We start from the raw sequence: 19,862 nt of genomic DNA, 5'->3' as shown, positions 1-19,862 counted from the left end.
CTTCAAGGAATGTTCGCGAAAACCGCGCGAAATCGTTCCAAAAGGCGGCACCCGCCTTTTGGTTTGAAGCTGTTTACCTGAATATGCACAGCAAAGCTGCGCCATTTCCCATTGTCACAGGCCAACACGCATCTTCGCGGCACGCAGCGTATTGGCCATCAGCATGGCAATGGTCATGGGGCCAACGCCGCCGGGCACCGGCGTGATCGCGGCAGCCTTGGAAAGCGCCGCCTGACGCGCGACATCGCCGACAAGACGTGTTTTCGGTTCACCAGTTTCCGTTGTTCCCTCGGCCGGGATACGATTAATGCCGACATCGAGCACGATGGCGCCGGGCTTGATCCATTCGCCCTGGATCATTTGCGGACGGCCGACCGCGGCGACAAGGATATCGGCGCTTCCCACAATGCCTGGAAGATCGCGGCTTTTCGAATGGGCGATCGTGACTGTCGCATTACGGGCGAGCAGCAATTGCACGATCGGCTTGCCGACGAGATTGGATCGCCCCACCACGACGGCATGAGCTCCGGCGACTTCCCTTCCGAGCACCGCCGCCGTCCGGTCCAGAAGATGGACGCAGCCAGCCGGTGTACAGGGAACAAGCGCGCGCTCCAGATCACCGATCGCCAGCAGACCGGCATTGAGGGGATGCAAACCATCGACATCTTTGGCGGGATCAATGGATTCGATGATCCGCGTCGCATCCCGTCCATTCGGCAAGGGCAATTGCAGCAAAATACCATGGATTGCCGGGTCGGCATTGAGCTTGGCAATCAGCGCCAGAATATCGTCTTCACCGGCATGTGCCGGCAGGTCATGCTGCACCGAATGAAACCCGCAGGCCAATGCCGTCCGGCTTTTCGATTTCACATAGACCTGGCTTGCTGGATCTTCCCCCACCAGAATGACGGCAAGACCCGGTTTGACCCCTTGAGCCGCGAGCTTTCTGGTCTCTTCCGAGATTGACGCGAGGACATTTTCGGAGGCGCGCTTGCCATCGATCAGCCAAGCCGAGCCTTCCGACGGCCTCAGAATGCCGCTTTCATCTAAAGTCGCGGTTTTTTCGTCCGATCCCATTCATCCGCCTCCGCACATGCAAACCCCGCATGGCGCGAGGATATCGAAGATGCGGCTTTCTACAGCATCAAGCCGGGAAGAGGATGAGATTTTTGTTCGAGAACGATCACCTTCCGGAAGGGGACTTTGCCCCTCCCTTCCACACGATCCTCAGACAAAAGCTGTCGAAGCTCGGAACGCCATGCGTCAGAGCCTGCATCCGGAACGAAAGCGAATAGTTCCGCTTGAGTTCAGATTGCGACCGTCAATGACACTGCAGCACTTCTGTATATTCGGGATGATGTTTGACATAGGAAGCGATGAATTCGCAGCAGGCGACGACCGGCCGGCCGCTGCGCCGCGCCTCCTCCAGGATGGCATGAGCCATGGCTGAACCAATGCCGCGTCCGCCAAGGCTTCGCGGAACTTCCGTATGCAGGAGAATGAGGCGGCCATTGTCCTTCTCATAAGTGATGAAGGCAACGTCCTCACCGACTTTCATTTCGAAGCGGCGGCAGTCGGTATTGTCGATGATCTCAGTCATTCACGCCCCCCTTTAAGTTATTTCGTTCACAATACATAAAATCAAAATGCAAAACGGATCATACGGTTTCGCGACAAAATGACCATGTTACAGCATGTCGCGCCTGTTCGCGGGGACGCAGGACACGCATCGATGGCTTAGTGTAAAGATCGCCATCGAATCCCTCCGGATCACCGTGACCGGTCCAGACCTCAATCGACAGAAATGGCGCCGGCGGCCTCGCCCAAAGCGCGAGATGAGCGAACTGGTCGAAGTCGACGCGCAGAAGTGGATGCCCTTCTTGCCAGAAGGTAAGACCCCGGCTCCGCACATTCAAGAAACACAAGGCTTCTTCCGCCAACAGCTCGGCGGAGAGATCAAGCCTGCGACCCTCGATAGGGAGCACACGCTTTTGCGGCAAAAAGAGACCATTCCGGGAAATCAGCGGCACCTCCGCCTCCTCCTCCCCATCGAAAAGAATGGTTCCCTTACGCCAGGAAAAGGTAAAGCCAGGATGGAGGCCGCAGGCATAGGGCATGGGCACTTCGTCGCGATTGTCGACGATCAATGTTGCCGTAAGGCTCCCGCCTTTCAACGCGTAATGCGCCGTGAGCGAAAAGGCGAAAGGGTAGAGCGCCTTCGTGGCCTCGTCAGCATCGAGACGTAGCCAGACCTCGTGCCCGCTTCGGCGTTCGACTTGAAAATCGCGGGCGCTCGCAAAACCATGCAGGCCAAGGGGATAGGTCTTGCCGCCGACGCGCACCCTGCCCTCCCGCGTCCAGCCGACCACAGGAAAAAGAATCGGCGCGGTCGCGTTCCAAACCGCAGCTTCGGGCTGCCACAGAAGATCGGCACCATGCACACGCCAGCCCAAAAGCTCGGCCCCACGGAGATCGATGAAGGCCTCTGCATCGCCGCTGGAAAGAATGATCGTCTCGCCCATAAACGACTCTGGGAATGGATTCGCACGCTGGAGCGCCAACCCTGCACAATCAGCGGACGCCATTGCGATGGCCGTCAACCGATGCGGCTGGAAACAGGCGCCTTTTTCAAACAATTTGAAAAGCAGGACCCAACCATTCGATTCCTAACGAAAATGCTTTAAAATATGCCTTCGAATGAAGTGCATCGGTCATGATCTGTCATGATCCACCTCGTTCGGCGGAAAGCCGCCGTCCCGCAATCGCGGGGGCCAAAGGCGATGAGTGGGGCTCGACGCCTTCCGCTATTTCTTTTCTGCTCTATTCTACCGCCCATGCCTGAGACGAAACGACCAAGCCTCTATCTCGCCGGACCTGAGGTCTTCCTGCCCGACGCCCTGGCGGTCGGCGAGGCCAAGAAGGCCCTCTGTGCCGCTTACGGTTTCGAAGGTCTGTTTCCTCTCGACAATGAGATTCATGCGCGGGCGCCGGGGGAACGGGTCGATCTCGTCATCTACAGCGCCAATCTCGCCATGATGGACGAGGCAATCGCCGCCATCGTCAATCTGACGCCGTTTCGCGGCGTCAATGCCGATCCAGGCTCCGTCTTCGAGCTCGGCTATATGGCAGGGCGCGGCAAGAAGGTCTTCGGCTATACCAATGTGGCAGCCGATCTAGCGGCACGTATCGCGCGGGAGAATGACCTCAGCCTCGACGAGGAAAGCGGTGTGTGGCGAGATTCACAAGGGCTGATGGTTGAAGATTTCGGCAATGCGGAAAATCTGATGATCGACGCCTGCCTCGCCTTGCAGAACCATCCCATTATCATCAATGACGCTCCCCAAGACCGTCTGTATGCGGATCTCACGGGCTTCGAACAATGTCTGCGTCTTCTTGCCGAACAGATCCAATCCGGCTCACTTTGAAGTGCGATGATACCGACGGATGGTTCTCTCAAGATTCCCTGGTGCGATCGATCAGCAAGGGTGACGCCGGATCATAGAACCGCAATTCCTCCGGCAATATCATGCCCACCCGCAGCCTGGCGATTGCGTCATCCTCAGCCGTGGTCAAAACATTCGCCGTTCCAGCTGTACAATCAAACCGTCGCAGCAGGCCAAGAGCAATGTCTCGCCCTGCCCCGTCGACCAGACTGCAAAGATAGTGTTCATCGGGATCCGGCGCCTCGGTTTCAAGCCAATCGAAGGTGACTTCAACCAGCCTCCGCTCCGTGGCTCCGCGCAACATGCGCTCGAAAGCGGTCAGACGTAATGCTGCCTATTGCATGGCATTTAACGGCGCGGCCGGGACCAGAGCCTCAAGGCATATCAATCGCTCCGGCGCGATCATGGCCAGGATCGGATCGAGACGATCACCCGGCTCCGCAAGCGCGATCACGAGATCAGGCTGCAATGCCGCCAATTTCTGTTGCTTGAGACGGCGGCCGGCCGGATTGACGAGGCCGCATGTCTTGATGATGAGCCGTTCCGGGACATCATTTGCCAAGGCGGCGCACGCCGATACGATGGCGTCGAGGCGCGGGACTGGATCGACACCGCCAGCAAAGAGAAACGCCAGCGGCGCGAGCGATCCCTCAGCGTCGAGACGCCCAAGAGTGACAGAGGCCGGAGGCGGCAGGAGATTGCGGCCAATATCCGCATCAAGCAGCAAAGCAGGGCTTTTCCCCGCAAGACGTCGCAAAAGCGTGAGGCAGAACTGCGCCTTGCCGCGATCAGGCGCGCCTATCACCATCAAGCGCCGCCAATCCCGCTTCGGCAGCAAGGCCAGAACTTCGCGCCACGGCTCGGGGCAGTCAGCACCTTGTGCGGAGTCCGTCTTGGACGCGGCCTCAAAACTGGTGTCGGGCAGGATCGTCAAGTCTGATCGATCAGCGCCGCACGAGGGGCAGAATACGCGCCTCATGCGCTGGCTCGGCGTCGGAGAGAAAGCTGGTCAGATGATCGACCGCCTCAAGCGCGTCGCGGCGCAGATGCCGTATGGTGTCGGTGGACAGCGGCGGATCGGCTTTCAAACCTTCCGAAAGAATCGAACATTTGGAGACGAGATTATCGATCGCCAGGCTCTGCTTGCCGTTGACGGCCATGTAACGGCGGAAGGTTTCAGCACAATGGCGCGCCGCGACGATGAAACCGACGTGATCGCCCAGCTCCACATATTTGATCCGGCTTTTGAGGTCGGCGAGATGTTCGCTGACCGTTTTCGGCACCGCCATGAGCCTTTTCCCTAACTCCCGTGTGGCCTTGCCTTCCGGGACGTCATCGCACTTTGGCGCGACCCTGCAAGAAAACCCGAAACGGCCGGGATTTCAAGAGTGATCAGTGGAACCACCAGCTCAAACCGTCAAGGTCAAGACGGCAAAGCGTCATGAAGGGTGCCGTCGAGCAGGCGGCGCGCCGAACTCTCGGCAGAGGACGCGTCTGCCGCCATCCCTGCGCCATCGCCAGCATCATGCGTGCCCCATTGCGTCCAGAAAAAGGCTGTGTTCTGCGCAGCACATTGATCGCGCAAAGCGCGTGCCCAGTCTGGCTGGCATTTATTGGCGCCGGGGCCGATTTCGCCTCCCGCCACAATCCAGTCGAGCCCACCGCCACCGTTCTTCAGCCATGTGCCGGGCTTGAAATCCACTTTCTCCAGCAAAGGCTCGGCGGCCGCGAAACGCCGCGCCGCTGGCGTTTCAAGCAGCAGGGGAATGCGCCGGTCCGCTTCTTTCTGATTCTCCGCCGTGACGCCAAGCCAGACATTGGGCAATGGCCAGGCGGGCAGCTTCGGCCCATCGGGAGACAGCGCCGCCATCGCCTGTTCGATCCGCACAGGCGTCGCCTTGTCGGCCATATAGGGCTGCATGGTCTTGGGCCGCTTGGTCAAAACCAGAAACGTATGCTGCGGCGACAGAGCCATCACCGCGAAAATCTGGTCGATCACGGCATTATCAAGCGATTCGTGGAAGAGATCCGACAAGGCATTGACAAAGACGCGCGCTGGCTCGTCCCATTCGAGCGGCAACGCGAGGCGGTCCTTCCGCAAATCGACCTTGCCGGTCCAGCTTCCCTTTTCGGCAAAGCCTTGCGCCCAGCTTTCCCCTGCCGCCGCCGCTTCGCTGGTCAGCGTCTCGGCGTAGCAATTCCGGCAAGCGGCGCTTTTACGCGTACAGCCCGCCAGCGGGTCCCAAAGTTTGTCGGCATAGAGAATGCCCGGCGCCCGACCTGATGCCATGCCTGCCCTGTCACCTTTTGACGTTCATCACCGCATCCCAGTCGGGTCTGCCGGTGGTGAGAAAATTCAGAATCGCGCGCGCTGCCTGCGGTCCGCTGGCACGCCAGCCGGAATGGGCCTGATTGACCGTCAGATCGGGGAAGAACAGGGGCGTTAGCGCTCCCACACTCTGGACATAACGCCGTGCGCCCAGAACGGAAATGCCGTGGCTGAGAGCAATATGCCCGCCAATGCAGCAAACCGTTCCGCAATCGGATGCGGCGCGGCGCATGTCGAGCGGCAAGGCTTCCGCCATGAGTTGAGGCCAGAGCGCAATGAGTTCTTCGCGTTCCCAGTCTTCGATGCCGAGTGCTTCCGCCGTCAGATATGGAACATGATGCTGCATGCATGCCTCCCTGATGAGCCACCGGCGCGCCATTCCTGTCATCGGCCGATAGAAGCCGACAGGTTCCGCACGCGGGGAACAACTCCCACCGCTCGCGCGGAATGAACGAGGCAAGGATAATGCCCGAAAGGAGAAGCGACATTGACTGGAACGACGTACCCATCGTTGCAAAAGAACGAGCCGGGATGAAGGTTCCTCGACCGCGACAATTTCCTTCGGGGACAGGTCGCGGCCACCAGGCGTCGCGAGCGTTTCCCCGAATTGTGCGGCTGAGCGTTTCGGATATTTCCGGAAACGCTCTACTCGAAAAACGAGCGTGTTTTCAGGACTGCGGAATCGCAAAGCGATTCAACATTGTCGAAAAATCCTCTGGAGCACCTCAGTGGATCGAGGCCGTCTTCAGATACCGATTGCGGTCAGCCGAGGTGATATGGACGTCGAAGACATCGCCTTCGCGTTCCAGCGTCAGCGGCACGTCGCAGCCGGCGGTCCCCAGGGCCCAGATATGCCGGAACAGATCGACAAGCGTCGAAACCGGATGACCTGCTACAGCGAGAATAGAATCGCCTTCATTGAGGCCAGCCCGCTTCGCCGGCCCGTTGCCAGCGAAGCCGATGACGACGATCCGATCGTGATCCTCGGCGGCAAATAGTCCCAGCCAGGGACGCTGCGGACGATCCGGCTGTCCGAACATCCGCAAATCGGCATAGATCGGTTCCAAAAGGTCGATCGGCACGATCATATTGAGCTGGAGCACCTGTTCGCCATGGACCTGATGCGGCACCTGCAGCGAGCCTATGCCCAGGAGGTGGCCCGTCGCGTCGATCATTGCCGTACCGCCCCAGTCGGGATGCGCCGGCGCGGTAAAGATCGCCTCGTCGAGGACATATTCCCAATAGCCGGCGAATTCCTGCTTAGCGACAATATGGGCCGAGAGGGAATGCTCGAGCCCCCCGGCCCCCCCGATGATGACCCTGTCGCCGACCTGCGTCTTGCTCGACTGGCCGAGCGGCATGACGGGAATGTCGAGCCGCCCAAGCGCCTGCACGAGCGCCAAACCGGTCGTATGATCGATGCCTAGGACGTGACCAGCAACGACCAACCCGCCATTGGTGGTGATCCAGACTTCATCGGCCTCAGTGACGAGATAGCCGACGGTGAGGATGATGCCATCCTCATCAATCAAGGTCCCGTTGCCAGAACGCTCGGTCCCCAGAATATTCGCGGTGAAGGCATCGGCTGGAACCCGCGAACGGATGGCGACGACGGAACTCAAGGCCTGTTCCAAATCAAATCGATAACTGGTCTGTTTCGGCTGAGCCTCGGGTGGAATCTTCCAATCTTCATCCTTGAGCACCATGTTCCTCTCCCGATCCGTTGAAGCGAACGTCCGTCATCCAGAACAGGATGCCTGCAAGGCAATTCCAGGGGTTACCCGGTCCGTCCCACTCTCGTCATTCAGCCGGACCCGCGGCAGATATTCCGCCGGCCTTGGCTGGTGTTCCATAATAATCACAATACCATGTCGCAAAACGCTCAAGGCCTTCCGCGAGAGACGTTTTGGGTGAAAAGCCGGTTGCTTTTCTCAAATCGTCAATATCGGCCCAGGTCGCAAGAACATCGCCAGGCTGCAGCGGCAAAAAACGTTTGTGGGCCTTGCGCCCAAGCACGCGTTCCAGAATCTCGATCATATCGAGAAGAGGTTCCGGCCGATTATTGCCGAGATTATACAATTGGTATGGTGCGGTGCTCGACGCCGGGGAAGCCCCGTCGCGCGCCCAATCGGGATCGCCGGCCGGAATCTTCTCCATGACCGCAATGACGCCGTCGATGATATCATCGATATAGGTAAAATCGCGCGAAAGATCGCCATTATTGAACACGTCGATCGGCTTTCCGGCAAGAATGTCCCGTGTGAAGAGAAAATAAGCCATATCTGGCCGTCCCCATGGGCCATAGACCGTGAAGAACCGCAGGCCGGTGACGGGCAGACGGTAAAGATGCGCATAGGAATGCGCCATCAATTCATTGGCTTTCTTCGTGGCCGCATAAAGACTGAGGGGATGGTCGACATTGTCCCGCGTCGAGAAAGGCATGACCGGATTTGCGCCGTAAACCGAACTCGACGAGGCATAGACCAGATGCTCGACACCCGTCGCCCGGCAATTTTCCAGAACATTCAGGAAGCCGACAATGTTGGAATCGACATAGGTACGAGGATTTTCGAGCGAATAGCGCACCCCCGCCTGAGCCGCCAGATTGACGACAATCCGCGGCCGAAAGGTGCTGAAAACCTGCCGCATGAAATCCGCATCGACAAGATCGCCTTCGAGGAAACGGAAATTTTCCCGCGGGAGCAGCCAGGAGAGCCGCGCCCGCTTCAGCGCCGGATCATAATAATCGTTGAGATTATCGATGCCTACGACTGCACGATTTTCATCAAGCAGCCTTGCCGCCAGGAACGAGCCGATAAAGCCCGCCGCTCCGGTCACGAGGATCGGCCTCTGCTCATCGATCATGACGCTCTCCGTCTTGTCCCAAAAGTGCGGTCATGAAATGCGCGGGGGGTCACTGCAGTTTGAAGCATAATGAATAATTGGATACGACAATACACCAGTTCGCCCGAGAAGGCACGTGAGGCAGGCCCTAACACCGTGGCCACACAATAGCCAGTATCGCGCGCACTGGATCATTTTTCCGAATGGCTTCCTCAATGCTGTTTCACACCTCCTTATGCCCTCTCTGCATCGCACCGGCGTGGAGAGGAGGAGGATCCCCTGGGGGGAAGAGGATCAATGAAACGTGATTCCAGAACCCTTCCTGAAATGGATATCCTCTTCCGGCGGGAAATTGGCTCTTGAGTTGAGGTTGGGATTCACCAATCCGCAAACCTCCCGCTTCATGAAAAAGCCGCATCTTCCTGAAACAAGGTTCCGCTGCCGCGCGACGAGCGATTCTCGCGCGATGGCCGCCGGATAGAAATCCTCACCTTTGGATCTCCTTCCCGTCTGGATTTTCGGAAAGCTGGAATTTTGGAGAGAGTGGGTTCCAAAGGGCGAGCCAGGCGTTTTTTCGGGTTTAGCAGAAAAGCCAAAATGCCCTCGATTTGTCATGGAGCGGTTCGAAGCCATAGGAACGTATTCCAGCGTTCACTAATACTTCAATAGAGCGCCCTGCCCGCGCCCTTCACCCGGAATTCCCTTTCCGCAATGGTCGCGCAAAGCCTTGAAGACCAAAAAATATAGTCTGAATGACCAAGGCGGCCGCACCATTTTCCGATAATGTTGAATCACCCCGCAATTCCACTGCTTTGAAAACGCTTCAATTTTCAAATGGAATGGGTGCGGATACATCCGAAACGCTCGCAATGGCGGCACCTTTCCGGCCAGCCATCCTGATCAAATAACATTATGGCATTAAACGATCTTTTCGAAAATTGCGGCCCCCTTTCAGAGGGCGATTCCGTCGAGTATAGCGAGTCGCGATGAAAGAACCGGCGGCAGCCGAATATCCAACCAGATGGTAATCTCGTGAAATAATCTTTGATGGCTCGAAAAATCGGAAAATGTCTTCTCGCTTGATCATGGCCTGATCGCTTTTCCGATGCTATAGAGGGCTTGATGACTTCAGCTAGGCCTTGGGGACAGACATGCATATAGCGGTGGTGGGTTCTGGGTATGTAGGTCTTGTATCTGGCGCTTGTTTCTCGGACTTCGGTCATGTCGTTTCCTGCGTCGATGTGGACGCCGGCAAGATCGCTTCTCTCAATGCCGGCAAGATGCCGATCTACGAGCCCGGTCTGGCGGAACTGGTTGCCACTAACGTCCGGCAGCAGCGCCTTTTCTTTTCCACAGACATCAAAACGGCCGTGCGCGAGGCGCAGGCGGTCTTCATCGCCGTCGGCACACCGTCACGGCGCGGCGATGGCCATGCCGATCTTTCCTATGTCTATCAGGTGGCTCGCGACATCGCCGGTTCGCTCGACGGCTTCACTGTCGTCGTGACCAAATCCACCGTGCCCGTCGGCACTGGTGATGAGGTCGAACGAATCATCAAGGAAGCGCGGCCCGACGCCGATATTGCCGTCGTCTCTAACCCGGAATTTCTCCGCGAAGGCGCGGCGATCGAGGATTTCAAGCGGCCGGACCGCATCGTACTCGGAATCGAGGACGAACGCGCGGAAGCCGTCATGAAGGAAGTGTACCGGCCACTCTATCTTAATCAGGCGCCCTTCGTATTCACCAACCGCCGCACTTCGGAACTCACCAAATATGCGGCCAATGCCTTTCTCGCCACCAAGATCACCTTCATCAACGAGATCGCCGATCTCTGCGAACAGGTGGGCGCCAATGTGCAGGATGTCGCCCGCGGCATCGGCCTTGATAATCGCATCGGCAAGAAATTCCTTCATGCCGGTCCGGGCTATGGTGGCTCCTGCTTCCCCAAGGATACCCAGGCCCTGATCAAGACGGCGCAGGATTATGGCGCGCCGATCCGCATCGTCGAGACGGTCAGCGCCGTCAATGACCAGCGCAAGCGCGCCATGGCGCGCAAGGTCCTCGCCGCCTGCGACGGTTCCGTCCGCGGCAAGACCATCGCCATTCTCGGCCTCACCTTCAAGCCGAACACCGACGACATGCGCGATTCACCAGCCATTTCGATCATCACCGCGCTGCAGGATAATGGCGCCATCATCCGCGCCTATGATCCCGAAGGCGAGCATCAGGCACGCCTCGTCCTCGATAAGATCGATTACGCCAAGGATCCTTATGATTGCGCGACTGACGCCGACGCGCTGGTGATCGTCACTGAATGGGAGCAATTCCGCGCGCTCGATCTGCCACGCATGACGAAGCTCCTGAAACAGCCGATCCTGGTCGATCTGCGCAATATCTACGACCCGGAGGAAGTGCGTCGCCAGGCGTTCAGCTACACGAGCGTCGGCCGCGCATAGGCATCCGAAGCAGGAAAAGATCAACATTCAAAGGGCGCCGCGCTGACGGCGCCCTTTTTTTGATTCTTTTGCATTCATCGCATAGGCGGATTGGGGTCATTGGTCATGGAATGCGAGTAATCCTCGCCAACGTCACGAGAGGATTGAGGCAGGTAAAGTACTCCGCGATCTCTCGATGCTGACAGATCGCAGAGAAGAGCAAAATTCGCCCGTCTGCTCAGATCAGATACCTTAGCATAACTCTATGAAGTAGAATACTTTTCCCACTTGACGCGGGTCGTTTTCCGGTGCTGCGAGCGGTGATTTTTGCACGGCATCGAAATATAATTAATTTATATTAATGCCCACTATTGACCATGATACCCATTTTGGGGATCATTGTTCCATCCTCTCGATGGAACCAATCCATGCTCGACCAAGACAGCGCCTTTTCGGAAATCCAGGCAGCGATCGCCGAATTCGACGAACAATTCGGACCCCGGCCCACCTCACCCGCACGCCTCGCAAGATTGCGCTGCAACGCAGAGCGATCAATCCGGACGGCCACCAAGAAAAGAGCACAGGCTTTCATTCGCCATCCTCATCTGCTGGAGACATTGCACAAAAACCTGTCCGGCGCCAATGCCAGGCAATTGATTGCAGCCGCCACGGATCTAGCGCAAAATATTACCCATAATGGGAACATATTTCCAGGTGGTGACACGAAGGCCATCAATGCGAAAGCCCTGATGCTCTACGGACGCTGGATGCGGTTCGTCGAAAGCCGCCTCACCACGATGAGTCTCGAAGACTATAGCGCCCGGCAGCCCTGACCCCGCGCAACCTCTGATCGTTCCCGATTTCCCCGAAAACGCTCCTCAAGAAAATGGGAGCATTTTCAATGTAATAGCATGGCGAAGCGATGCAACATTGTCAGAAAATGCTCCCGATTAGTTCCTCAGCGAGACAGATCATGGACATTTTGATTCAGCACATCCTTGTCGAGGCCGAACGGACGCCAACCTACAAAAATGTCAATCTCACCGGACTCGTCAAACGCTTCTCGGCACAACAGGCCACGCTCTATGCGCTCGATTGTTTCAACCGCCTGACGGAACGCGAGCAGGACGATATCATCCTCACCTGGAAGGATACGACGGAGGATAATGGGATAGCAATACTACAAGAATAGCACAGCCGCTATCAAATTGAGCTTATCTCACAGGCTAGAAAAACATCTTTCTTTGCAAGAATTACATAGAATACTATTAGCTCATCATACATACATTACATTCAACAAGTTCTTCACAGAATTAGTCTTCCCCTAAGAAAAAATCTTCATCAATCCGTTTAATCTCAACCGCTCGATCAATACGCACTCCAACATTATGTTCGATCATTAAATCGGTCAGTCTTTGACCATCGATAAGAATGACCCTTTGTGACAAGTGACGAACATACTCACACGCCTGCGAACTAAAATAAGACGTGGTTACAAATACGCCTTTTGTCGCACCAAACCCAACCAGACTCCCCACAAAGGCCTGCACATCAGGACGACTAACAGCATTAGCGCTAGCATACCGTTTTGCTTGTACATAAACTCGGTCAAGTCCAAGCGGATCCTCGTTAATGACACCATCCACACCCCCGTCACCCGAACGACCGAGTTGTTGTGCCGCATGGCGATGGGAGCCTCCATAACCCATGGCTACAAGAAGACTGATAATTAATTCCTCGAAAAAGTTCGACGAATTTTGCTGAATGCGGACGAGTAAATCCGCTTGAAGCGCAGACAGTATGTCAAGATACGCAGCCTCAATTTGCTCCTCTGGTGTTACCATAGAGACTGATGGAGATTTAAGGTCTTCTGACAAAGACAGAGATGATGGAGAAGCGGAATCATTTCCTTTGTAGAACTCACGAAAAAGAGGATAATTTAGAAGTGTTTCCAAATCGATTCGACTGGGGTTTCGAGCCAAAACCTTTCGTCCATCCGCACTCGCAATAAATCTACCTCGGCGTGGACTATCCAACAGTCCCGCCTTCGACATATAAAATTTAGCCCAGTGCATGCGATTATGCAGGATTCGTTGTTTTCCAGAGGGCAGCAGGCTATCCTTCTCATCCTGTGTCAACCCGAACTCATCGGCAATACGGTCAGCGATTTCTGGTATGCTGACATCACGTTCGGTTGCATTTCTGAGAATTGGCAACATGAGAGATTGATAATCAGGGATGGCCACAAAAATTTCCCTTGGGATAGTTACTTATTTGTAACTGTATTATCTTCTTGTCGTCAGATGTAGGATAATACGGTATTACGCACTCACAAGATTGAGTCGCCGCAAGGCCTCGTTATCGAGCTTGATATCCACGGACCACATCAGATCCTCAAGCTGTGCAAGGCTTGTCGCACTGACGATCGGCGCGGTAACGCCTTTCTGCGCCAACAGCCACGCCAATGAAATCTGTGTCACGCTCGCGTTCAAACGCCCGGCGATCTTGTCGAGCTCGGCCAGAATATCGAGGCCGCGTGGATCAAGATAATGATAGACCGTGCCTGCCCGCGCGCTGCCTTCGAGATCCTTCACCGAGCGATATTTGCCGGTGAGAAAGCCACCCGCCAAGGCGTAATAGGGGATGACGCCGAGATTTTCGGTGATACACAGATCCTGCAACGCACCCTCGAAGAGAGAGCGGTTGACGAGATTGTAATGTGGCTGCAGCACGGTGAAGGGCGCAAAACCCTTGTCTCGGCTCATGCCCAGCGCTTCCTTCAGACGCTCGGCTACATAATTGGACGCGCCGATCGCACGGACCTTGCCACTTTTCTTGAGGCTGTCGAAAGCCTCCAGCGTCTCTTCGAGAGGCACCGAGGGATCATCGAAATGCGCCTGATAGAGATCGATATAATCGGTCTGTAGCCGTTTCAGCGACGCCTCGACCGAAAGGATGATATGGGTCCTCGACAGCCCCTTGCCGAAGGCTCCCATATCGCCGCCGACCTTGGTTGCGAGCACGACCTTGTCACGCTTGCCGGTCTGCGCCAGCCATTCACCGATCAGCCCCTCGGATTCACCACCCTGATGACCTTCAACCCACGTCGAATACACATCGGCAGTGTCGATGCAATTGAAACCGCGATCGATGAATGTATCGAGAATCGCAAAGGAACTCTTGGCATCGGCGGTCCAGCGAAACACATTGCCGCCTAATACCAGCGGAGCGATTTCGAGGCCCGATCCTCCAAGTTTGCGTTTCTGCATTGTTCCCCCGCTTTGCCGGATTAAGGCCCCGTTCCATCCCCTCCGCGCTTCTCTCGGACGCGGACGAAATCCATGAAAATGTCTTTTTCTTTATAAGACAGGATGCGGCTCTGCTCCAGTCTCGGACAAGCTTCTGCATCTAAGGTGGAGATCAACTTCGATATTTTTCCGCATTCTAATGGGAAAACGCCAGCTTGTAGTCTTACCGGTGGTGGGCCGGTGGAGGGCAACGGCATTTTGATGCCATCCAGGAGACGCCAAGAGACGATGTTTGCATTATGTTCCGGGTTTCCGATAAGTTCGGGGCTTCGATAAGCTCCGCGGGGCATGGAGCCCGCTCTTTTCGACAGGACAACCCGGCATTGACACCTCCTCCCTCCCCTCCCGACAGAGGCCTTCCTCTGGACGCGCCCGCGCCCAAGCCCGGCGGTATCGCCGATCGCGCGCGTGCGAGACGGGAGAATTTCGCCTATCTCGACGGACTCAATCCAGAGCAGCGTGAGGCGGTGGAAGCTCTGGAGGGGCCGGTGCTGGTTCTTGCCGGCGCGGGAACCGGCAAGACACGGGTGCTGACCACACGCATTGCGCATATTCTGGCAACTAGCCGGGCACGGGCGCATGAAATCCTCGCCGTGACCTTCACCAACAAGGCCGCCCGCGAAATGAAGGAGCGTGTTGCAGCACTCGTCGGCGCGGTCGCGGAAGGCATGCCCTGGCTCGGCACGTTCCACGCCATTTCGACCAAGATCCTGCGCCGTCATGCCGAACTCGTCGGCCTGCAGTCGACCTTTACCATCCTCGACACGGATGACCAGATTCGTCTGTTGAAACAGGTGCTGCAGGCCGCAAACATCGATGAGAAGCGCTGGCCGGCGCGGAGCCTCAGCTATCAGATCGATGCCTGGAAGAATCGGGGTCTCGATCCTGCGCATGTGCCTGCGGGCGAGGCTGAGGCCTTCGCCAACGGCAAGGGCGCCGAGCTTTATGCGCATTATCAGGAACGGCTGAAAATCCTGAATGCAGCCGATTTCGGTGATCTGCTGCTCGAAAGCCTGCGACTCTTGCGCGAGAATCCCGATGTCCTGCGGCTTTATCAGGACCGTTTCCACTATATGCTGGTCGATGAATATCAGGACACCAACAGCGTCCAATATCTCTGGCTGCGGCTTCTGGCGCAGGGGCGGCACAATGTCTGCTGCGTCGGCGACGACGATCAGTCGATCTACGGCTGGCGCGGTGCCGATGTCGACAATATCCTGCGTTTCGAAACCGATTTCCCAGGTGCCAAAATCGTCCGGCTGGAGCGCAATTACCGTTCGACCGGCCATATTCTCGGAGCCGCCGCTCATCTCATCGCCCATAATGACGACAGGCTCGGCAAAACCCTCTTCACCGATGATGCGCCGGGTCTCAAGCCGGTCGTGACGGGCGTCTGGGATTCCGAGGAAGAGGCACGAGCCATCGGCGAGGAGATCGAGCAATTGCAGCGCGAAGGCGCCTCGCTGGATCAGACTGCCATTCTGGTGCGCGCGTCGTTCCAGATGCGGGAGTTCGAAGAACGCTTCATCACGCTCGGCCTGCCTTATCGCGTCATTGGCGGCCCGCGTTTCTACGAGCGCGCCGAAATCCGCGATGCGCTTGCCTATCTGCGCTGCGTCGCCCAGCCCGCCGATGATCTCGCCTTCGAGCGTATCTTCAACGTGCCGAAACGTGGCCTCGGCGATGCCACCTTGCAGCTGCTCCATGATTTCTCCCGTCGCGAGCGGATCCCGCTCATGCAGGCGTCAGCACTCATGATAGAGACGGAGGAGCTGAAGCCGAAACAGCGCCAGACCCTGCGCGCATTGCTGGAGGATTTCGCCCGCTGGCGCGGCATGATCGAACTGAAACCCCAGGGAGAACTTGCCGAAATCATTCTTGAAGAATCGGGCTATACAGATATGTGGCAGCGCGACCGCACGGCGGAAGCGGCAGGCCGGCTCGAAAATCTGAAGGAACTCGTCCGCTCGATGGAGGAATTCCCCGATCTCGGCGCCTTCCTCGAACATATTTCCCTCGTCATGGATACCGAGAACCAGGCAGGCGGCCCCCGCGTCTCGATCATGACGCTGCATGCCGCCAAAGGTCTTGAATTCGAGACGGTTTTTCTACCGGGTTGGGAGGAAGGCCTGTTTCCGCATCAGCGTTCGCTTGATGAATCCGGCCGCGCCGGGCTCGAGGAAGAGCGCCGCCTTGCCTATGTCGGCATTACCCGCGCCAAGCGGCGGCTCGCCATCTATTTCGCCACCAACAGACGCATCCACGGCCTGTGGCAGACGACGATTCCCTCCCGCTTTCTCGACGAACTGCCCCCCGATGCAGTCGAAGTGCGGGAGGCCGCATCCGGCACCGCCTATGGTGGCTATGCGCAATCGCGCTTCGCCAATATGGATAATTATGGCTCGTCCTATGCCACGCCGGGCTGGCAGCGGGCACGCCGCCACCAGGAGAGCGAGCGCGGCGGTAAAAGCAACAGCAAGCAGCAGGACAATTTTCGCCAGAAGACGGCGCGGCGCGGGCCTTTGCAGATCGAGGGCGAGTTGGTCGCTAAATCGAGCGCCGGCTCGGCCTTTGCGCAAGGCGCGCGGGTGTTTCACATCAAATTCGGTCCGGGAACCGTCGTTGCCGTCGACGGCAATAAATTAACTGTCGATTTCGATAAGGCCGGGCGCAAGATGGTGCTGGAGAGTTTTCTGCAAGCCGGGTGAGCGGATTTTTAGAGCATTTGCCCAGTCGAGCAGTTCGGAAATATCCGAATATGCTCTCGCGCCAGGGGCTTCACTCTCAAGAACGATGCCATTGATACCAAGTCTAAGTGAGAATGACACATTGAGACTTTGCGCCCGCGTGGGCGGCGCCGCGGCTTTCGCCGAATATTCGTGACCCCAACAAGTTGGGATCACGAAGACTTGGGATGAGCGAAGCTTGTCACGACCACGACCTTTTCCAAGCGATAATCAATCCGTTCGCCATCTCCAGCCGAATCGAGACCGCGCCTTACAGCATCCGATCTGTCCCCATGAGAAGAAACCCGCTCGCTGGGACCCGTTTCCTGGAATAGGCTATCGCCGACCGCCACCACCTCCGCCAAATCCGCCGCCTCCGCCAGGATCGAAACCACCTGGATTGAAACCATTTGGCCGCATTCCATCAAGCGGGCCATTCTGTCCAGTCGGTGGCCCGCCGAGGGGTCCTTGCGGCCCTCGCATTCCGTTTGGCCCGCCAAATCCTGAATGATCCCCACCTCGATTGGGCATTCCGCCGCCCTGGTTGAAACCGCCGGCTCCTCCTCCATTCATTCCGCTCCCATCGGTGGGATGCGTCAGAGGCCTGGTCATCGGCCCCGCTTGATTTTCGCGGCCCCAATTGCGCGGGTCCGAACCATTTCTGCCGAAACCATTCTGCGTGCTTCCGCCAAACCCCGGTCCATTATGGCCACCTTGATAGGCTGGCTGGCCTCCCGGCCCATTCAAACCGTGGCCCGCTGACCCATATCCGTTCGGTCCTTGTCCACTTGGCCCCCGGCCCATCTGTCCCTGACCAAAATGCCCTTGATCCATATGGCCGGGGCCGAGCCCGGAAGGGGTGATGGGGTGTATTGCGTCGATCACCGCCTGCCCGCGCGAATCCACCTGTGTGACAACCACTGCCCGCTGCGGTCCTCCACCTTGCGGCAGCACAAGATCATGGCCGCCTTGGAGATCCCAGCCGGAGCCGAATCTCAGCCGCCCTCCCCTGTCTCGTTCGACATAGGTTTCCAGTGAGAGGCGCGAGGGTCGGCCATCAAACAACGCGGATTCAGGAGCAGCCGAACGCACCTTGAAAGCATCGCCGGACATTTCTCCGGAAATGACGGCACGACGGCCAATGAGCGCCGGGTCCAATCCCGAAAGGCGCAAGTCACCAATCCTTGGCAGCCCATCGGCGTCACGTTCCACCGGACCTGTGATCCGCTGAGAGTCCGGCGCACGGGGCTCGACCAGGCTCGCGACGATCGTACCATCGGGACGCCGCAATCCACTCACAGCCACTGTATCGCCGACGCGGAATTTGGCATTTTTGGAAAGCCCGATGGTCGAAACCTTCTGCCCGAGCACGCTCATGCTTTTGCGGGATTGGATGCTGCCGACCGGACCAACGACTTCGCTGGCGACATCAATTCTTCCGGTCGAAAAGACGCTGCCCTCTTCGCGGGCAAGAACACGCACGACCTGACCCAGTTTCAAATCCGAAGGACGCGCCGGCATGCCGTCGATTTTGACGGTGACCTGTTCCGGATAGGTGATCCTGAGCCCATTGACATAAATGCTACCGAAACGCCGGATCGTCCCAACCACCCCGGTGCCGCCAATGCCGCGATCGCCCAGGGGACTGCTTGACGAGCCTCCCTGAGAGGCGCCGCCGGTGCTTTCCGTCACGCCAGTGCCGCCGATCCCCTGATCACGCGGACCGGAAATTCCTTCGCCACGCGCCATGAGTAGGGCGGCGACGCTGGTTGCGGCATGCGTCAGCCAATCGCGACGGGTAAAGTCGCGCCGTAACAGGAAAAGCCCGCTCTTCAAGACGCGTCCTTTCCGCTGTCCTCCTGAGGCTCCGGCTTGACCTTCTCACGGTAAATATAAATACCGAAGGTCCAGCGCCAGTCGCCCCCAGGCGCTTCTTCATAGGCCGCATGGGCCTCACGATTAGCATCCTGCAGGACATTCATTGCAAGATCGCGTGAGCGCGCCTCGAGGCGCGCGGCGAGCGGCGCAGACAGATCATCATAATGCACGGCACGCTCAAAAAAGACCGGCGCCTGTCCCACGATATTTTCGACGGACGCAGCAATATGATCATGAAGGTTGCGGCCGAAATAATAGAGCTGCTGTTCACTGCCGGCTTGCGGCAGGAATGCTTTTTCCTCGAGCCGGATGAAACCATTCTCGTCAATGGACACGAGATTGCGGTCGAGCCATTCGTCAAGCACTGCACGCGGGCGCAGATCCTTGGTGATGGATGCGACCAGAGCCTCGAAGGAAGGCGCCTCGCCGCTGCGCGGAAGCGGCCGTGGAGCCCCGAGAGCGTCGGTATAAGCGGGGGCAGCAAGCCAATGGGCGATGATCCGGCTACTCCAGGAAAGCGTTGCGGGCGTATTATGGATCGGTGCGCCGGCGCCCCGCAACTTGCTGACTTCCTTGCGATGAATACCGGTCAGCAGACTGACGCGGCTATCCGTCTGGGCCTTGTCGGGCAAGGCGAAATCATACTCCGCAACATTGATGTAAAGCTCGCGCAGCAATTGGCTAAGAGCGGGAAAGGTTATGCCTGTGCGGATGAACAGACGCACCAGAGGTCTCAACAGGCGCGCCAGCGGGGCATGCAGCCGCATCGCGTCAAGAGACGAATCGTCGGGTCGAGCCACACCTGCTCCGTTAAAGCTTTATCATCCATGATAGAATAGCCGCATCGATTTGTGGGACGCAATCCCACAAATCGATGCGGGCAAATATTCGGACCTTCT

General features: G+C 57.4%; 20 protein-coding genes. 5 read left to right on the top strand and 15 right to left on the bottom strand.

The features are described from left to right. Positions 1 to 114 precede the first annotated feature (114 nt). The 3 genes from DL88_RS06460 to DL88_RS06450 form a co-directional block, all read right to left on the bottom strand. Complete coding sequence (locus DL88_RS06460; protein WP_084705007.1) at positions 115 to 1,077, bottom strand: bifunctional 5,10-methylenetetrahydrofolate dehydrogenase/5,10-methenyltetrahydrofolate cyclohydrolase; 963 nt, start codon at positions 1,075 to 1,077, stop codon at positions 115 to 117. A gap of 244 nt (positions 1,078 to 1,321) precedes the next feature. Continuing rightward, positions 1,322 to 1,600 (bottom strand): GNAT family N-acetyltransferase, encoded by a 279-nt coding sequence (locus DL88_RS06455; RefSeq protein ID WP_034993552.1) that lies wholly within the window; start codon positions 1,598 to 1,600, stop codon positions 1,322 to 1,324. 58 nt (positions 1,601 to 1,658) lie between these two features. Next, positions 1,659 to 2,522 carry an aldose epimerase family protein gene (locus tag DL88_RS06450; protein WP_034993550.1) on the bottom strand — a complete coding sequence of 288 codons (864 nt, stop codon included), beginning with the start codon at positions 2,520 to 2,522 and terminating at the stop codon, positions 1,659 to 1,661. Positions 2,523 to 2,834: 312 nt separating this feature from the next. Between DL88_RS06450 and DL88_RS06445 the strand changes: the two genes are divergently transcribed. After that, entirely contained in the window at positions 2,835 to 3,425 is a 591-nt protein-coding gene (locus DL88_RS06445; RefSeq protein WP_034993796.1) for a nucleoside 2-deoxyribosyltransferase, read from the top strand. A 28-nt stretch (positions 3,426 to 3,453) separates the two neighbouring features. Here DL88_RS06445 and DL88_RS06440 read toward each other — a convergent pair whose 3' ends face one another. From DL88_RS06440 to DL88_RS06405, 8 genes are all read right to left on the bottom strand, one after another. Further along, positions 3,454 to 3,747 (bottom strand): hypothetical protein, encoded by a 294-nt coding sequence (locus DL88_RS06440; protein ID WP_034993547.1) that lies wholly within the window; start codon positions 3,745 to 3,747, stop codon positions 3,454 to 3,456. Between the two features lie 30 nt (positions 3,748 to 3,777). After that, positions 3,778 to 4,377: a Clp1/GlmU family protein gene (locus DL88_RS06435; RefSeq protein WP_034993543.1), complete on the bottom strand. Its 600-nt coding sequence runs from the start codon at positions 4,375 to 4,377 to the stop codon at positions 3,778 to 3,780. 10 nt (positions 4,378 to 4,387) lie between these two features. Next, entirely contained in the window at positions 4,388 to 4,732 is a 345-nt protein-coding gene (locus DL88_RS06430; RefSeq protein WP_034993540.1) for a hypothetical protein, read from the bottom strand. 134 nt (positions 4,733 to 4,866) lie between these two features. After that, positions 4,867 to 5,733 (bottom strand): DUF5131 family protein, encoded by an 867-nt coding sequence (locus DL88_RS06425; protein ID WP_034993538.1) that lies wholly within the window; start codon positions 5,731 to 5,733, stop codon positions 4,867 to 4,869. A 10-nt stretch (positions 5,734 to 5,743) separates the two neighbouring features. Further along, positions 5,744 to 6,118, bottom strand: a complete 375-nt coding sequence (locus DL88_RS06420) for a hypothetical protein (RefSeq protein WP_034993792.1) — start codon at positions 6,116 to 6,118, stop codon at positions 5,744 to 5,746. A gap of 379 nt (positions 6,119 to 6,497) precedes the next feature. Beyond that, a complete protein-coding gene (locus tag DL88_RS06415) occupies positions 6,498 to 7,478 on the bottom strand; it encodes a S1C family serine protease (protein ID WP_034993536.1) in 981 nt (326 codons plus the stop codon). A gap of 94 nt (positions 7,479 to 7,572) precedes the next feature. Continuing rightward, on the bottom strand, positions 7,573 to 8,637 hold the full coding sequence (locus tag DL88_RS06410) for an NAD-dependent epimerase (RefSeq protein WP_034993533.1): 1,065 nt from the start codon (positions 8,635 to 8,637) through the stop codon (positions 7,573 to 7,575). Positions 8,638 to 8,910: 273 nt separating this feature from the next. Further along, entirely contained in the window at positions 8,911 to 9,249 is a 339-nt protein-coding gene (locus DL88_RS06405; RefSeq protein WP_034993531.1) for a hypothetical protein, read from the bottom strand. A 518-nt stretch (positions 9,250 to 9,767) separates the two neighbouring features. Here DL88_RS06405 and DL88_RS06400 point away from each other — a divergent pair. From DL88_RS06400 to DL88_RS06390, 3 genes are all read left to right on the top strand, one after another. Next, positions 9,768 to 11,072 (top strand): UDP-glucose dehydrogenase family protein, encoded by a 1,305-nt coding sequence (locus DL88_RS06400; RefSeq protein WP_034993528.1) that lies wholly within the window; start codon positions 9,768 to 9,770, stop codon positions 11,070 to 11,072. A gap of 407 nt (positions 11,073 to 11,479) precedes the next feature. Then, positions 11,480 to 11,884: a bromodomain-containing protein gene (locus tag DL88_RS06395; protein ID WP_034993525.1), complete on the top strand. Its 405-nt coding sequence runs from the start codon at positions 11,480 to 11,482 to the stop codon at positions 11,882 to 11,884. A 140-nt stretch (positions 11,885 to 12,024) separates the two neighbouring features. After that, positions 12,025 to 12,243 (top strand): hypothetical protein, encoded by a 219-nt coding sequence (locus DL88_RS06390; protein WP_034993523.1) that lies wholly within the window; start codon positions 12,025 to 12,027, stop codon positions 12,241 to 12,243. 121 nt (positions 12,244 to 12,364) lie between these two features. Here DL88_RS06390 and DL88_RS06385 read toward each other — a convergent pair whose 3' ends face one another. Further along, positions 12,365 to 13,297, bottom strand: a complete 933-nt coding sequence (locus DL88_RS06385; protein WP_034993521.1) for a restriction endonuclease — start codon at positions 13,295 to 13,297, stop codon at positions 12,365 to 12,367. A 75-nt stretch (positions 13,298 to 13,372) separates the two neighbouring features. Then, complete coding sequence (locus DL88_RS06380; RefSeq protein ID WP_034993518.1) at positions 13,373 to 14,320, bottom strand: aldo/keto reductase; 948 nt, start codon at positions 14,318 to 14,320, stop codon at positions 13,373 to 13,375. A 362-nt stretch (positions 14,321 to 14,682) separates the two neighbouring features. On the opposite strand from DL88_RS06380, the gene DL88_RS06375 reads away from it, so the two are divergent. After that, a complete protein-coding gene (locus tag DL88_RS06375) occupies positions 14,683 to 17,067 on the top strand; it encodes an ATP-dependent helicase (RefSeq protein ID WP_051955682.1) in 2,385 nt (794 codons plus the stop codon). 354 nt (positions 17,068 to 17,421) lie between these two features. Here DL88_RS06375 and DL88_RS06370 read toward each other — a convergent pair whose 3' ends face one another. Together DL88_RS06370 and DL88_RS06365 are read right to left on the bottom strand one after the other, a co-directional pair. Next, on the bottom strand, positions 17,422 to 18,921 hold the full coding sequence (locus DL88_RS06370; RefSeq protein WP_051955668.1) for a DUF5666 domain-containing protein: 1,500 nt from the start codon (positions 18,919 to 18,921) through the stop codon (positions 17,422 to 17,424). After that, a complete protein-coding gene (locus DL88_RS06365) occupies positions 18,918 to 19,730 on the bottom strand; it encodes a DUF6502 family protein (protein WP_051955667.1) in 813 nt (270 codons plus the stop codon). Before DL88_RS06365 ends, DL88_RS06370 begins: the two co-directional genes overlap by 4 nt. Positions 19,731 to 19,862: the final 132 nt, after the last annotated feature.

The organism is Beijerinckia mobilis, assembly GCF_000745425.1.
GTDB classification, from domain to species: domain Bacteria; phylum Pseudomonadota; class Alphaproteobacteria; order Rhizobiales; family Beijerinckiaceae; genus Beijerinckia; species Beijerinckia mobilis.
This window is presented reverse-complemented; position numbering and strand designations above follow the sequence as displayed.

What these genes read in the sequence shown, in the direction of transcription:
- DL88_RS06460 (WP_084705007.1), bottom strand. Translation starts at nt 1,077, where the DNA reads ATGGGATCGGACGAAAAAACCGCGACTTTAGATGAAAGCGGCATTCTG.
- DL88_RS06455 (WP_034993552.1), bottom strand. Translation starts at nt 1,600, where the DNA reads ATGACTGAGATCATCGACAATACCGACTGCCGCCGCTTCGAAATGAAA.
- DL88_RS06450 (WP_034993550.1), bottom strand. Translation starts at nt 2,522, where the DNA reads ATGGGCGAGACGATCATTCTTTCCAGCGGCGATGCAGAGGCCTTCATC.
- DL88_RS06445 (WP_034993796.1), top strand. Translation starts at nt 2,835, where the DNA reads ATGCCTGAGACGAAACGACCAAGCCTCTATCTCGCCGGACCTGAGGTC.
- DL88_RS06440 (WP_034993547.1), bottom strand. Translation starts at nt 3,747, where the DNA reads ATGTTGCGCGGAGCCACGGAGCGGAGGCTGGTTGAAGTCACCTTCGAT.
- DL88_RS06430 (WP_034993540.1), bottom strand. Translation starts at nt 4,732, where the DNA reads ATGGCGGTGCCGAAAACGGTCAGCGAACATCTCGCCGACCTCAAAAGC.
- DL88_RS06425 (WP_034993538.1), bottom strand. Translation starts at nt 5,733, where the DNA reads ATGGCATCAGGTCGGGCGCCGGGCATTCTCTATGCCGACAAACTTTGG.
- DL88_RS06420 (WP_034993792.1), bottom strand. Translation starts at nt 6,118, where the DNA reads ATGCAGCATCATGTTCCATATCTGACGGCGGAAGCACTCGGCATCGAA.
- DL88_RS06415 (WP_034993536.1), bottom strand. Translation starts at nt 7,478, where the DNA reads ATGGTGCTCAAGGATGAAGATTGGAAGATTCCACCCGAGGCTCAGCCG.
- DL88_RS06410 (WP_034993533.1), bottom strand. Translation starts at nt 8,637, where the DNA reads ATGATCGATGAGCAGAGGCCGATCCTCGTGACCGGAGCGGCGGGCTTT.
- DL88_RS06405 (WP_034993531.1), bottom strand. Translation starts at nt 9,249, where the DNA reads ATGGCTTCGAACCGCTCCATGACAAATCGAGGGCATTTTGGCTTTTCT.
- DL88_RS06400 (WP_034993528.1), top strand. Translation starts at nt 9,768, where the DNA reads ATGCATATAGCGGTGGTGGGTTCTGGGTATGTAGGTCTTGTATCTGGC.
- DL88_RS06395 (WP_034993525.1), top strand. Translation starts at nt 11,480, where the DNA reads ATGCTCGACCAAGACAGCGCCTTTTCGGAAATCCAGGCAGCGATCGCC.
- DL88_RS06390 (WP_034993523.1), top strand. Translation starts at nt 12,025, where the DNA reads ATGGACATTTTGATTCAGCACATCCTTGTCGAGGCCGAACGGACGCCA.
- DL88_RS06380 (WP_034993518.1), bottom strand. Translation starts at nt 14,320, where the DNA reads ATGCAGAAACGCAAACTTGGAGGATCGGGCCTCGAAATCGCTCCGCTG.
- DL88_RS06365 (WP_051955667.1), bottom strand. Translation starts at nt 19,730, where the DNA reads ATGCGGCTGCATGCCCCGCTGGCGCGCCTGTTGAGACCTCTGGTGCGT.